The sequence below is a fragment of the Pseudarthrobacter sp. J47 genome, assembly GCF_049810315.1.
Lineage (GTDB): Bacteria > Actinomycetota > Actinomycetes > Actinomycetales > Micrococcaceae > Arthrobacter.
The window spans coordinates 3,020,604-3,033,047 of the sequence record NZ_CP187358.1 but is presented as its reverse complement, the minus strand read 5'-3'; the positions used below and the strand labels follow the sequence as shown (position 1 = coordinate 3,033,047).

The window sequence follows — 12,444 nt, the reverse complement described above, 5'->3', positions numbered from 1 at the left end:
AGCCTACCCACGGCGGACGCGGCCCAGTGCCTGCCGCAAATCCGCCGTGGGGCAGGAGCGACTATCCGAAGAGGACGGCGGCTTCGTCGTAGCGGTGCTGGGGGACGGTCTTCAGCTTGCCCAGGGCCTGGTCGAAGCCAACGTGGGCGATGTCCGTGCCGTTCAGCGAGACCATGGTGCCCCAGCGTTCTTCCACCACGGAGTCCACTGCTGCCATGCCCAGCCTGGTGGCCAGGACGCGGTCGAAGGCCGAGGGGACGCCGCCGCGCTGGATGTGGCCAAGGATGGTAGCCCGGGTTTCGATTCCGGTGCGGGCTTCGATTTCCGGGGCCAGCTGCTCGGCGATGCCGCCCAGGCGGGGACGGCCGAAGGTATCCAGGCCGCGCTCGGAATGCGGGGTCTCCATGGAGTCCAGGACAAACCCTTCGGCAACAACAACCAGGGGCGCGCGGCCGCGGTCGTGTGCCTCCTGGACCCATTCGCAGATCTGCTCGATGCTGGTGCTGTTCTCCGGGATGAGGATGGCGTGCGCACCGGCAGCCATGCCGGCGTGCAGGGCGATCCAACCCACGTGGCGGCCCATGACTTCGGCGATCATGCAGCGGTGGTGGGATTCGCCGGTGGTCCGCAGTCGGTCGATGGCCTCCGTGGCGATCTGGACGGCCGTATCAAACCCGAAGGTGTAGTCGGTGGCGTCGAGGTCGTTGTCCACGGTCTTCGGAACGCCCACGATTTTCAGTCCGACGTCCGTAAGCCGCTTGGCTGCAGCGAGGGTTCCTTCGCCGCCGATGGCTATGATGGCGTCAATGCCCATGCGGTCCATGTGGGCCTTGATGGTTTCCGGGCCGCCGCCGTTTTCGAACGGGTTGGTCCGGGATGTTCCCAGGATGGTGCCACCCTGCTTGGCGATGCCGCGCACCATGGTCCGGGGGATGTCAATGACATCGCCTTCGACGACGCCGCGCCAGCCATCGAGGAAGCCCACGAATTCGTGGCCCTGGATGATGCCCTTAAGCACGGCGCCGCGGATGACAGCGTTAAGGCCCGGGCAGTCGCCGCCGCTGGTGAGGATTCCGATTTTCATTTCTCTGGCTCAATCCTGGTTGGAAGGAATACAGGCAGAGCGCCACGCTGAGCTCGCCCTCGATTGTAGTGCCGAATGTGGGGAAGGACACAAACGGTGATCACATGACGAAAACCGGCCGGTGGAACGTGATGTCCACCGGCCGGTTGAGGTCCGTTCAGCGTGCGGGGCGGTACTGGGTTCAGCTGGCTGCGCGGCGGTCCAGGAAGGATTCCAGGGCAATCCTGTTGTTTTTTGAATCCGGCAGGACCAGCCAGGCCGCCAGGTAGAAGATGACGGCCGGGCCGGGGAGCAGGCAGAACAGCAGGAAGGCGATCCGGACATAGGCCACTTCGACGTTGAGCTTCGCGGCGATCCCGCCGAGCACACCGCCCAGCCAGCGCTGCGGTCCGCGGGTCAGGCCGAGGCCCCTGACAATGCTAAAAAACTTCTCCATGGTTCAAGACTTCCCTGTTGTTGTGCCGTTGTCACGCTTCCGGGCGGAAATGGTCCCGCCAATGACCAGCGCGGCGCCGGCCCCGATCATCAGCCCCACCAGGACATAGGTCCCGTTCAGGGTGATGATGCCCAGCTGCGAAATGGCAATGAGTGCCGCGAGGGCGATGATCATCAGCCCCCACACAATGGTTCCCACGCGGCCGCGGGGAGTGCCGCCGTCGGGCTCTACAGTGCTTTCGTTTTCGTGTCCGTATACCGGATCCGGTTGTGTGGTGGACATGTCAGTTTCCTTCCTGGATGGTCACATTGCTGAACGTGCCATCGATGCTGACCACCAGGGCTGAGCCTGGAAGTCCTGTGTTGTAGCTGCTCTCCCGGGTGGAGATCCCGCCGCGGTCGGATCCGCGCTCCTGGATGTTGCCCATGGTCATGTCCGCGCTGATCCTGACGGGGACGTCATCGGGGATGATTACCGTGATGTTGCTGGCTGTGATGTCCAGGGGAACCACGACGTCGGCACGCAGGGGAGCGTCAAGGTCCAGGTCGGTCAGGTCCACAGTTCCCCGTGATCCCGTGACGTCGAACCCGGCCGTTGCATCCTGGACTGAGGACGGACTCCACGACACATTTTCGACGTTGAAGCGGCCACTGTTCTGCGCTGCACTGAACAGCCCGCCCACCACGAGGGCAATCACTGCGAAGAAGCCCAGGAGCCCTGATGTCCGTCCCCGGGAGCCGGCGATGACGATCGCAAGACCCATGACGGCGGCCGCGCTGGCCCAGACAACCGCGTTCGGCGCTTGGCCAAGGTTGATGATGTTGGCGGCATCCAGGAGCTTCAGTCCGCCGCCCGCCAGCAGGGCTGTTCCTGCAGCGATGGCAACAGCCGGCGCTCCCGGCCCGGTTGCCCGGGGCTTGGCGGGCCGGGCGGGCGGCACGGGTGGTGTGCATGAACCTGGGCCGGCAGGACCATCAGCGGGTCCATAGGTGGTTCCATAGGGGGCTGCGTAAGGCGCCGCACCTGCGGCAGTGGATCCGGTGGCCGGCCCGGTGGAGGTCCCGGCCCCATAAGCGGCGGCGCCGTAGCTTCCGTCGCCGTATGCCCCTGCGCCGTAAGGGCCAGTGCCATAAGGACCTGTGCCATATGATCCTCCGGCGTAAGCTCCATCGGCGTACGATCCGGAGCTGTAGCTGTTGGTGCCGGCAGTTCCGCCGGCCATATCGGCTGCCGCTGTGCGTCGACGGCCGCGGTCAACCAGCAGGTAAACCACCAGGGCCACGAGGCCCAGCCAGAAGCAGGCCCAGAGGAAGCCGCCCAGTCCGCGGTCGCCTCCCCAGAAGCCGCCACCCAGTCCGCCAAACCCGAGGAGTGTGGTGATCAGTGCGCCTGTCATGCCGCCTGTCCATCGGCCTGCTCCGGCTTCCTGGACGTGGATGCGGCCGTCGGGTTCAGGCAGCAGGGCCCAGCCAAGGCCGTAGAGCAGCACGCCGATCCCGGCAAAGAGCGTCAGGACGATGAAGAGTCCGCGGACGATGATCGGGTCTATGCCCAGCCGGGCAGCGATGCCGCTGGAGACGCCGCCCACCCACCGGTCCTGTCCGCGCTGGATGCCGCGGCTGCGGATCCAGCCGAAGAAGTCCTGGGGCGGAGCCGCCGGCATGGGCCGGGGAGGGGGAGGAGGCCCGGCGGGTCCGCTGTCCTGGCCGGGTGTGGGCCCGGGCAGCGGAATCGTTGGCTGCGTGTCGGAACCGGAGACGGAACTGGAACCGGAACCCGAGTGGGAATCCGCATCAGGTTCTTCGGACGGGCGGGGGCCGGGCTCTTGCGGTGAACCGGCGTCGGCAGGGTCTTCCGGGGTGGGGTGCTGAGTGTTCATGCTTCAATCCTTCCGGGCAGGCCGGATCCGCTCTACTGGGGGACACCCTGAATGGACCCTGACTGACCCCCGGGTTCGTGCAGTTTCCGGTCCGGGGAGCCCTGATCCGTGCTTGGATTGGAACATGGCCACCCTTCCGCTCCGCCCGCCGCTGACCCGTGGCGGCGACCGCATGATCGCCGGGGTGTGTTCAGGGCTTGCCTCGCACCTGGGCTGGCCGCTGCGCAATGTCCGGATCGCCATGGCGCTCGCGGCCGTTGCCGGCGGGGCCGGTGTGGTTTTCTATGCCTGGCTCTGGATAATGGTCCCCACTGTCGATGAAGCCGCCCGCCGCACTGCCCGCCGCCCCGCATCACCCATAGCCCCCGCCGTCAGCCAGCCCCGCGGCCGCGCAAAAGGCTGGTCCACCATCCCCTACGGCAAGGAAATCCTCCTGGGCTCAGGCCTCCTGCTGGTGGCAGGGATCCTAATTGCACAGTTGCTGGGCGTAAACGTTCCGCTTGGCACCATCATCCCCGCCGCGGCCGTGCTCGGCGGTGCCGCGATCGCCTGGATGCAGCTGGATGAGAACCGGCGCAACGGATTGCTGGAGAAGGCCGGGACGAAGCAACAAGGCGGCTGGGTCCGCGTGGCCGCGGGCCTTGCCCTGGTGGTGGCCGGCGTCCTGGTGACGGTTTCCGGATCCGGATCGTGGGAACAGACCTGGCTGGCGTTGCTGGCCTCCGTCGCCGTCCTGGGTGGTGTAGCCCTGGTGCTGCTGCCATGGGGCCTGAAGTTCTGGAGCGACCTTGAGGCTGAGCGGGCGGGCCGCATCCGCGAGACTGAGCGGGCAGAGATTGCCGCGCACCTGCATGATTCAGTCCTGCAGACCCTCGCCCTTATCCAGCGCCGCGCAGGCAACGAGCACGACGTCGTCCGGCTGGCCCGTGCCCAGGAACGGGAGCTGCGCGGCTGGCTGTACCGGGACGCCGCTGCGGATCCTGCCCAGCTCTCGGAGCGGATCAAGGCCGCGGCAGCAGAGGTCGAGGACGCGCTGGGTAACGCCGTCGACGTCGTATCCGTGGGCGATGTCCTGGTGACGGAACGCCATGACGCCCTGGTCCAGGCGGCCCGCGAAGCGATGCTGAATGCCTCCCGCCATGGTGGGGGCACGGTGTCCGTCTACGCAGAAATTTCCGGTGATGGCGCGGAAGTCTTTGTCCGGGACCGCGGGCCGGGGTTTGATCCCCAGAGCCTGCCGGCGGACCGCCTGGGCGTCCGCGAATCGATCATCGGCCGCATGAAGCGCCACGGCGGCGAAGCCGTGATCACCAGTTCAGATGAAGGCACCGAAGTCCGCCTGAGCTTGCCGGGCGGTACGGAGAATGTGGAGGCAAGGCCATGACACAACAATCAGCCCGCGTGGTCATCGTGGACGATCACGCCATTTTCCGGTCAGGGCTCAAAGCGGACCTCGGCGAGGGGATCGACGTCGTGGGCGAGGCCGCCACGGTCGAGCAGGCCGTGGCCGTTATTGCCCAGACGCGTCCCGACGTCGTGCTCCTTGATGTCCATCTTCCGGGCGGAACAGGCGGCGGCGGACGCGAGGTGATTGCCGGCTCTGCCCCGTTGCTCGGCAGCACCAGGTTCCTGGCGCTGAGCGTTTCCGACGCCGCAGAGGACGTGGTCGCAGTCATCCGCGCCGGGGCGCGCGGCTATGTCACCAAGACGATTTCCGGGGCGGAAATCACCAACGCCGTTTTCCGGGTAGCGGGCGGTGACGCGGTGTTTTCGCCACGGCTGGCCGGGTTTGTGCTGGACGCGTTCGGGACGGCACCGGCGGACATCGCGGACGACGAACTGGACCGCCTTTCAGCCCGCGAACTCGAAGTCATGCGGCTGATCGCCCGTGGGTACAGCTACAAGGAAGTGGCCAAGGAGCTGTTCATCAGCATCAAGACTGTGGAAACCCACGTGTCAGCGGTGCTCCGCAAGCTCCAGCTCTCCAGCCGCCATGAACTCACCAAGTGGGCCGCCGAGCGCCGGCTCCTCTAGACGCCAAACGCCCCGTCGCTTCCGGCGACGGGGCGTTCGGAGGGATCCGTTGGCCGGGAATCTACGCCCGTGCGCCCTACTGTGCCTTGCCCAGGAAGTCCTGAAGGCGGCGAACGCCCTCGGCCAGGTCTTCATCGCCCAAGGCGTAGGACAGGCGCAGGTAGCCGGAGGGGCCGAATGCCTCGCCGGGAACCACTGCCACCTCCACCTCGTCCAGGATCAGTGCCGCAAGTTCCGCGGAGGTCGACGGCGTGGCGGAACCGGCCGCCGTCGGGAATTCCTTGCCCAGGAGGGCACGCACGTCCGCGTAGACGTAGAAGGCGCCCGTGGGTGTGGGGCACTCCACGCCATCGATCGCGTTCAGCCCGGCAACAATGGCCTTGCGGCGGCGGTCAAAGGCCACCTTCATTTCGTCGACGGCGGTCAGGGGACCGGAAACGGCTGCCAGCGCGGCAACCTGCATGATGTTGGAGACGTTGGACGTGGCGTGCGACTGGAGGTTGGTTGCGGCCTTGATGACGTCCGACGGGCCGATCATCCAGCCAACCCTCCAGCCGGTCATGGCGTAGGTCTTGGCAACACCGTTCAGGATGACCACCTTGTCGCCCAGTTCCGGCGCGGCTGTGGCAATCGAAGTGAAGGGGACGCCGTCGTAGGTCAGGTGCTCGTAGATTTCGTCGGTGACAACCCAGAGGCCTTTCGCGGCTGCCCACTTGCCGATTTCCGCTACCTGCTCAGGGGAGTACACAGAGCCGGTGGGGTTGGAGGGCGAGACGAACAGCAGGATCTTGGTGCGTTCCGTCAGGGCGGCTTCGAGCTGGTCCACGGTGACCAGGTAGTCCTGCTCGGGTCCGGCGAAGACGTCTACGGGCACGCCGCCGGCCAGCCGGATGGCCTCCGGGTAGGTGGTCCAGAACGGGCTGGGAACTATGACTTCGTCGCCCGGGTCAACCAGGGCGGCGAAGGTGTTGTAGACGGCCTGCTTGCCGCCATTGGTCACCAGCACCTGGGCGGGGTCAACCGCGTATCCGGAATCGCGCAGGGTCTTCTCGGCAATGGCTTTCTTCAGCTCAGGAAGTCCGCCGGCGGGGGAGTAGCGGTGGTACTTCGGCTGGCCGGCGGCCTCAACGGCTGCCTTGACGATGTAGTCCGGGGTGGGGAAATCCGGCTCTCCTGCACCAAAACCAATAACCGGCCTGCCGGCCGCCTTCAGTGCCTTGGCCTTGGCATCCACGGCGAGCGTGGCAGATTCGGCGATGGCGGAGATTCGCTGGGAAACACGGGCGGCAGACATGGCGGGGTCCGTTCGTCACTGGCAGCACGATGGCTGATTTGGCGGATTGGTTCGGCTTCTACTCTATGCTGTCCGGCGGGAAAGCCGGGCCCTTCCGGACCAATTGTGAAACGGCGCGAAACGGTGCCGGGGCGGGGTCTGGACGGGGCCACGGGAGCAGGAGCCAGGCGTGTTCCGGGCCCATGCAGAAGGTCCGCGGAACACGCGGCCATGTGCTGGTTCGACGTACGCCAAGTTCTTGCGTAGACTGGTTCACCGGTGTTGAAAACACGGACAATGCATTGCGCCTTGTCATTTGCCTGCGCCACGTTCAGGAAAATTCTGGGCTGGCGCACGTCCTGACGTGTTTTTGATCCATAGGGTAGTGGCGCAATTGGTAGCGCAGCGGTCTCCAAAACCGCAGGTTGCAGGTTCGAGTCCTGTCTGCCCTGCGCAAGCTGTTCCGGCGGGTAGCCGGAACGAGCGCAGCAACATGGTCCGGCTCCGGACCGGGTAAACCGACATCGCAAAGAAGAGTGAGGCTCTGGTGACCGAAGCGGCTGCGGGCAGCTCCAAAGGCAGCCCGGCTAAGAAAGCTGGATTCTTCGCCCGTATTGCTCTTTTTGTCCGCCAGGTAATTGGCGAACTGAAGAAAGTGGTTTCTCCTACCCGCAAGGAGCTGATCAACTACACGGTGGTAGTGCTGGTATTCGTGGCCATCATGATGGTCATCGTCAGCCTGCTGGATATCGGGTTCGGAACCGCCGTCGGCTGGGTTTTCGGTAATTCGGGTTCAACGGACCAGTAGGGCTATAGCTCCGCAGGCTGCGTGTTCCTCCCGCACAGGGGGAATTCACGACGGCCTGTGGAATTGAGCCATTTAAATAGCATGTTTAGCAATGAGGAAGCAGGAGACCAAGTGTCTGAGCAGGAGCTCGAGGTAACCGGGACTGAGCTGGAAGAGTCCACGGACAACACAGCAGCGGCTGCGGCTGATGCCGGTGATGAGTCCGCGGCTGAGTCTGCTGCGCCCGCTGGCGAAGACACGGTGGACGCTGACGGCGAAGACGCAGAGGCCGCGGAAGGCGACGACGCCGATGCTGCCGCCGGCGACGACGCACTGGCCGCCGCTGCCGCGACTGCTGCTGCCGATCCCGCTGAAGAATTCAAGGCCAAGCTCCGCCGCCAGGAGGGTGACTGGTATGTCATCCACTCCTACGCCGGCTACGAAAACCGCGTCAAGGCAAACCTTGAGACCCGCATCCAGACACTGGACATGGAAGATTACATCTTCGAAATCCAGGTGCCCATGGAAGAAGTCGTTGAGATCAAGAACGCCCAGCGCAAGATCATCAACCGCGTCCGCATCCCCGGCTACGTGCTGGTCCGCATGGACCTGACGGACGCTTCGTGGGGCGCCGTCCGTCACACTCCCGGTGTTACGGGCTTCGTGGGCAACGCCCACAACCCGGTGCCGCTGCGCCTGGATGAAGTCTTCTCCATGCTCGCCCCGGTCTTCGAAGAAGAGCAGGCTGAGAAGGGCAAGCCGGTCAACAAGCAGAACCAGGCTCCCGTGGACGTCGACTTCGAAGTTGGCGAGTCCGTCATCGTCAAGGAGGGCCCCTTCGAGACCCTCCCCGCCACGATCTCCGAGATCAAGGTCGAATCCCAGACCCTCGTGGTCCTCGTGTCCATCTTCGAACGCGAAACCCCGGTCACCCTGGCATTCAACCAGGTCAGCAAGATCTAGTTCCATCACAGAATTCGTTTCGCACCTGCCCGCTTAGCAGGTGCGGAACGGCCGGCCGCCTCGCCATGGCGGCCAAAAACCTGAGGCACGCTCCTGTGCCCCAGGACGTTATTGAGAGAAGGACCCTACATTGGCTCCCAAGAAGAAGGTCACCGGCCTCATCAAGCTGCAGATCCAGGCAGGTGCCGCTAACCCGGCCCCGCCGATCGGTCCTGCGCTTGGCCAGCACGGTGTCAACATCATGGAATTCTGCAAGGCGTACAACGCTGCAACGGAATCCCAGCGCGGCAACGTCATCCCCGTGGAAATCACTGTCTACGAGGACCGTTCATTCACGTTCATCACCAAGACCCCGCCGGCTGCGGAACTCATCAAGAAGGCTGCAGGCGTAGCCAAGGGTTCCCCCACCCCGCACACGGTCAAGGTTGCAAAGCTCACCCAGGCACAGGTCAACGAGATCGCTTCCACCAAGATGGAAGACCTCAACGCCACCAGCCTCGAGGGTGCAGCGAAGATCATCGCCGGTACCGCCCGCTCCATGGGTATCACCGTAGAAGGCTAATAGCCTTCACCCGCCGGGAAACCGGCACCACCGAAATTCAAATGTTGGGAACCGGGCACGGATAACGAGCCCGCTCACCGACTGTGGCAGGGCCCAGCGCGGTCCGCAGACCACAACTGCACAAGGAGAAATAAGCAGCATGGCAAAGCGCAGCAAAGCATATGAGGCAGCAGCCGCCAAGATCGGGGCAGACAAGGTCTACGCCCCGTTCGAGGCCATCAACCTCGCCAAGGACACCAACCCGTCCAAGTTCGACGCCACTGTAGAGGTTGCGTTCCGTCTGGGCGTTGACCCCCGCAAGGCTGACCAGATGGTCCGCGGCACGGTCAACCTCCCCCACGGCACGGGCAAGACCGCCCGCGTCCTGGTGTTCGCGAACGGCGACAAGGCAGAAGCAGCAATCGCTGCCGGCGCCGACTTCGTTGGTTCCGATGACCTGATCGAAAAGATCGCAGCCGGCTGGACCGACTTCGACGCCGCCGTTGCCACCCCTGACCTCATGGGCAAGGTTGGCCGCCTCGGTAAGGTCCTGGGTCCGCGTAACCTGATGCCGAACCCCAAGACCGGCACCGTCACGGCTGATGTCGCGAAGGCTGTCAACGACATCAAGGGTGGCAAGATCGACTTCCGCGTCGACAAGCACTCCAACCTTCACTTCATCATCGGCAAGGTGTCCTTCGACGCCGTCAAGCTGGCCGAGAACTACGCAGCAGCACTGGAAGAGGTGCTTCGCCTGAAGCCGTCCGCTTCCAAGGGCCGCTACATCCAGAAGGCTACCGTCGCCACCACGTTCGGCCCCGGCATCTCCGTGGACCCGAACGTCACCAAGGTCCTCACCGAAGCGTAAGCTTTTCGGACACCAGCAAACCCGCCCGGGATTCCCGGGCGGGTTTGCTGTTTAACCGGTAAATCCCCGGCTTGTGGAGAAATCATCCCCGTATCCGGTAGGGAAAACTCCATAAGAAGGTGTTCTGCAGATACGCCCGGGCATACGCTGGCGTGGTGAGCACGTTGAAGGGCCGCCTGGACATCGCCGCCGTCGCCATTCCTTCCGCTGCCGGCCGCCCGCCGCAGGACTTCGAGGCGTACCAGGCCCTCCGCGAGGCGGTGGAGCTGGAACGCTGGGGTGACCTTGACCGCTGCCCAACCCGGCAGGAAAGCCTGGTGCACTGGCAGGGCACGCCGTATGAGGAGAGGCGGTTGTTCCTTGCCAGGCTGGACGGCGAACCCGTGGGCGCCTGTTGGGTTGAGCTTCCGCTCCGTGAGAACACGGCAACCGCTGGAATCCAGGTGCTGGTCGCCAAGCCGTTCCGCCGTCGGGGTATTGGCACTGCCCTCCTGGAGTTTGCGGAGCAGGCGGCCACAGCGAAGGGCCGCACGTCCTTGGATGGCTACGTGGAGATTCCAGCCGGAATGCTCGACGGCGCCACCGACCTCTTGCCCGCAAAGTCCGGTGCGGGGGCCTTGCCGTTGTCCGTGCCGGCCATTGCGTTCGCCGCGGCTTCCGGGTATCAGCTGGAACAGGTGGAAAGGTCCAGCCGCCTGGACCTTGCGGGAATTGAACCCAGGCTGGCGGAGCTGGAAACGGCGCTGGTTCCGGCTGCGTCAAACTACGGGCTGGCCTGGTGGCAGGGGCAGTGTCCGGAGGAGCTGGTGGAGGATTTCGCGGCGCTCAAGAGGCGCATGAGTACCTCGGTTCCCATCGCGGGAATGGACTGGGAAGAGGAAGACTGGGACGCCGAACGGGTCCGCCGTGAGGAAGCGCGTTTGGCTGCCAGCGGCTATGAATCGATACTCACCGCGGCCCGGGCGCCTGAGACGGGGCAGCTGGTGGCTTATACGGAATTGAACTGGCGGCCCGGCACCAGGACAGCTTTCCAGCAGGACACCCTTGTGGTTTCCGAACACCGCGGCCGGAACCTGGGAATGCGCCTGAAGATCGCCAACCTTCGCAGGGCAACACACGAGTGGCCCGCGGCGTGGCACGTGTTGACATGGAACGCGGCGGAGAACCGGCATATGCTGGCCATCAACGTGGCGCTTGGATTCAGGGCAGCTGGGTATCAGGGTGAGTGGCAAAAACGGCTGAAATGAGTTCCATGGCAGATGACATAGCAGATGACATACAGGTAGAGCAGCTTTGGATTCCGGACTCCCCGGAGGCAAAGGACGCAGCGGATTTCCTTGCCGCCATCGAGGTGGGCCGCAAGGTCCGGATGCAGACGTGGGGCAGTGACGACCTCGCCTATACGCCGCAGGAAAAACTGTTGGAGCTGGCGGATCCCTACGAACGCCAGGTCATCCTGGTGGCCAGGATCAACGGCGAAATCGTCGGGACGGTTGACATTGCCTTGCCGCTCATTGAAGACATGGACGTTGCCGAGTTCACCCTGGACATCCTGCCGGAGTTTCAGCGCAGGGGAGTGGGCCGCAGGCTGCTGGAGGCCGCCGAGCACTTCGCCAAGAGCGAGGGCCGCACCCGCATCCTGGTGGACACCAACCATCCCGGGGCCACCTTAGATGAGTTCGCCCGGGGCCAGCTGGTGCCTGAGTCCGGTCAGGGGTTTGTGCCGCTGGAGAGCCGCGAGGTGGACTTCGCCCGGCGCACCGGCTACACGCTTGAGCACATTGAGCAGTTCAGCTCCTGCCTGCTGCCCTTGGACACAAAACTGATCGCGGATCTCACGGCTGAAGCCGAAGAAGCCAATGCCGGACGGTACAGGCTGCACCATTGGACGGACCGTTGCCCTGACGAGTGGCTGGAGGCTGTGGTCCTGCTGGAGAACCAGGCCGGCGCTGATCTGGATGACGATCTCCAGGGAGCCGTGGAACAGGACCTGGTGTTCGACGGCGGCATGTTGCGTGAGGCTGAAGAGGTCGCCATTGCGCAGGGCAGGAGGACAGTTGTCACCGCCGTCGAGGAAATCGCTACCGGTGCACTGGTGGGGCTGACCACCATTACGGTCCTGGCGCATCGGCCGGACATCGTCTTCCAGGACGACACCACGGTGTCCCAGGCGCACCGCGGGCACAAGCTGGGCCTGCTGATCAAGGTTGCCAACATGGTCCGCCTGGAGGAACAGTTCCCGGACGCCCGGATCATCTACACCTGGAACGCGCCGGAAAACAGGTACCTCCTGACCGTCAACCGGCAGCTTGGCTTTACCACTGCCGGCGTGACGGGGATCTGGCTGAAGGAGCTGCCGCGCCTGGGGCCCAGCACCAGCTGATGCGCTGATTTGGTTGTTGCCCGGCCTGTCCCGTAAGCTTGAACTACCAAAGACCGTCGGTTGTTGGAAATCCACTCCCTGAAGTTCAACTCACTTCTGCAGTTGTGCGCCAGGGATGCAGTGGCTCTCCAGACGAAGGCCCCTCAACGCAGGGCGGCCGGCGCAGGTGAACGAAGCAAAACTCCGCGGGTTTGTC

Annotated in this window: 13 protein-coding genes and 1 tRNA gene; 9 read left to right on the top strand and 5 right to left on the bottom strand. The window is 64.5% G+C overall.

Features of this window, described 5'->3' with window-relative positions:
* Nucleotides 1-61: 61 nt before the first annotated feature.
* From ACPJW8_RS13890 to ACPJW8_RS13875, 4 genes are all read right to left on the bottom strand, one after another.
* On the bottom strand, nucleotides 62-1,084 hold the full coding sequence (locus tag ACPJW8_RS13890; protein ID WP_330187410.1) for an ATP-dependent 6-phosphofructokinase: 1,023 nt from the start codon (nucleotides 1,082-1,084) through the stop codon (nucleotides 62-64).
* 181 nt (nucleotides 1,085-1,265) lie between these two features.
* The gene (locus tag ACPJW8_RS13885; RefSeq protein ID WP_330187411.1) at nucleotides 1,266-1,520 is read right to left on the bottom strand and encodes a PspC domain-containing protein; all 255 of its coding nucleotides are present in this window, start codon (nucleotides 1,518-1,520) and stop codon (nucleotides 1,266-1,268) included.
* 3 nt (nucleotides 1,521-1,523) lie between these two features.
* Nucleotides 1,524-1,802, bottom strand: a complete 279-nt coding sequence (locus ACPJW8_RS13880) for a hypothetical protein (RefSeq protein ID WP_330187412.1) — start codon at nucleotides 1,800-1,802, stop codon at nucleotides 1,524-1,526.
* A 1-nt stretch (nucleotide 1,803) separates the two neighbouring features.
* Nucleotides 1,804-3,399 (bottom strand): PspC domain-containing protein, encoded by a 1,596-nt coding sequence (locus ACPJW8_RS13875; protein ID WP_330187413.1) that lies wholly within the window; start codon nucleotides 3,397-3,399, stop codon nucleotides 1,804-1,806.
* Between the two features lie 124 nt (nucleotides 3,400-3,523).
* On the opposite strand from ACPJW8_RS13875, the gene ACPJW8_RS13870 reads away from it, so the two are divergent.
* A complete protein-coding gene (locus tag ACPJW8_RS13870; RefSeq protein ID WP_330187414.1) occupies nucleotides 3,524-4,783 on the top strand; it encodes a PspC domain-containing protein in 1,260 nt (419 codons plus the stop codon).
* A complete protein-coding gene (locus ACPJW8_RS13865) occupies nucleotides 4,780-5,433 on the top strand; it encodes a response regulator transcription factor (RefSeq protein ID WP_330187415.1) in 654 nt (217 codons plus the stop codon). The genes ACPJW8_RS13870 and ACPJW8_RS13865 overlap by 4 nt, the downstream gene beginning before the upstream one ends.
* 76 nt (nucleotides 5,434-5,509) lie before the next feature.
* Here ACPJW8_RS13865 and ACPJW8_RS13860 read toward each other — a convergent pair whose 3' ends face one another.
* Entirely contained in the window at nucleotides 5,510-6,727 is a 1,218-nt protein-coding gene (locus ACPJW8_RS13860) for a pyridoxal phosphate-dependent aminotransferase (RefSeq protein WP_330187416.1), read from the bottom strand.
* Nucleotides 6,728-7,085: 358 nt separating this feature from the next.
* Between ACPJW8_RS13860 and ACPJW8_RS13855 the strand changes: the two genes are divergently transcribed.
* The 7 genes from ACPJW8_RS13855 (at nucleotide 7,086) to ACPJW8_RS13825 (ending at nucleotide 12,248) form a co-directional block, all read left to right on the top strand.
* A tRNA-Trp gene (locus ACPJW8_RS13855) sits at nucleotides 7,086-7,158 on the top strand.
* A 95-nt stretch (nucleotides 7,159-7,253) separates the two neighbouring features.
* Nucleotides 7,254-7,514, top strand: a complete 261-nt coding sequence (gene secE, locus ACPJW8_RS13850; protein WP_330187417.1) for a preprotein translocase subunit SecE — start codon at nucleotides 7,254-7,256, stop codon at nucleotides 7,512-7,514.
* A gap of 111 nt (nucleotides 7,515-7,625) precedes the next feature.
* A complete protein-coding gene (gene nusG, locus ACPJW8_RS13845; protein ID WP_330187418.1) occupies nucleotides 7,626-8,456 on the top strand; it encodes a transcription termination/antitermination protein NusG in 831 nt (276 codons plus the stop codon).
* A 130-nt stretch (nucleotides 8,457-8,586) separates the two neighbouring features.
* Complete coding sequence (rplK, locus tag ACPJW8_RS13840) at nucleotides 8,587-9,018, top strand: 50S ribosomal protein L11 (RefSeq protein WP_330187419.1); 432 nt, start codon at nucleotides 8,587-8,589, stop codon at nucleotides 9,016-9,018.
* Between the two features lie 139 nt (nucleotides 9,019-9,157).
* Complete coding sequence (gene rplA / locus ACPJW8_RS13835; RefSeq protein WP_330187420.1) at nucleotides 9,158-9,865, top strand: 50S ribosomal protein L1; 708 nt, start codon at nucleotides 9,158-9,160, stop codon at nucleotides 9,863-9,865.
* Between the two features lie 155 nt (nucleotides 9,866-10,020).
* Entirely contained in the window at nucleotides 10,021-11,112 is a 1,092-nt protein-coding gene (locus ACPJW8_RS13830; RefSeq protein WP_330187421.1) for a GNAT family N-acetyltransferase, read from the top strand.
* Between the two features lie 5 nt (nucleotides 11,113-11,117).
* Nucleotides 11,118-12,248: a GNAT family N-acetyltransferase gene (locus ACPJW8_RS13825; protein WP_330187488.1), complete on the top strand. Its 1,131-nt coding sequence runs from the start codon at nucleotides 11,118-11,120 to the stop codon at nucleotides 12,246-12,248.
* The last annotated feature ends 196 nt before the right edge of the window (nucleotides 12,249-12,444 follow it).

Bases quoted from the DNA above. Each gene is read 5' to 3' on its own strand.
- ACPJW8_RS13890 (WP_330187410.1), bottom strand. From the start codon at position 1,084: ATGAAAATCGGAATCCTCACCAGCGGCGGCGACTGCCCGGGCCTTAAC.
- ACPJW8_RS13885 (WP_330187411.1), bottom strand. From the start codon at position 1,520: ATGGAGAAGTTTTTTAGCATTGTCAGGGGCCTCGGCCTGACCCGCGGA.
- ACPJW8_RS13880 (WP_330187412.1), bottom strand. From the start codon at position 1,802: ATGTCCACCACACAACCGGATCCGGTATACGGACACGAAAACGAAAGC.
- ACPJW8_RS13875 (WP_330187413.1), bottom strand. From the start codon at position 3,399: ATGAACACTCAGCACCCCACCCCGGAAGACCCTGCCGACGCCGGTTCA.
- ACPJW8_RS13870 (WP_330187414.1), top strand. From the start codon at position 3,524: ATGGCCACCCTTCCGCTCCGCCCGCCGCTGACCCGTGGCGGCGACCGC.
- ACPJW8_RS13865 (WP_330187415.1), top strand. From the start codon at position 4,780: ATGACACAACAATCAGCCCGCGTGGTCATCGTGGACGATCACGCCATT.
- ACPJW8_RS13860 (WP_330187416.1), bottom strand. From the start codon at position 6,727: ATGTCTGCCGCCCGTGTTTCCCAGCGAATCTCCGCCATCGCCGAATCT.
- rplA (WP_330187420.1), top strand. From the start codon at position 9,158: ATGGCAAAGCGCAGCAAAGCATATGAGGCAGCAGCCGCCAAGATCGGG.
- ACPJW8_RS13825 (WP_330187488.1), top strand. From the start codon at position 11,118: ATGGCAGATGACATAGCAGATGACATACAGGTAGAGCAGCTTTGGATT.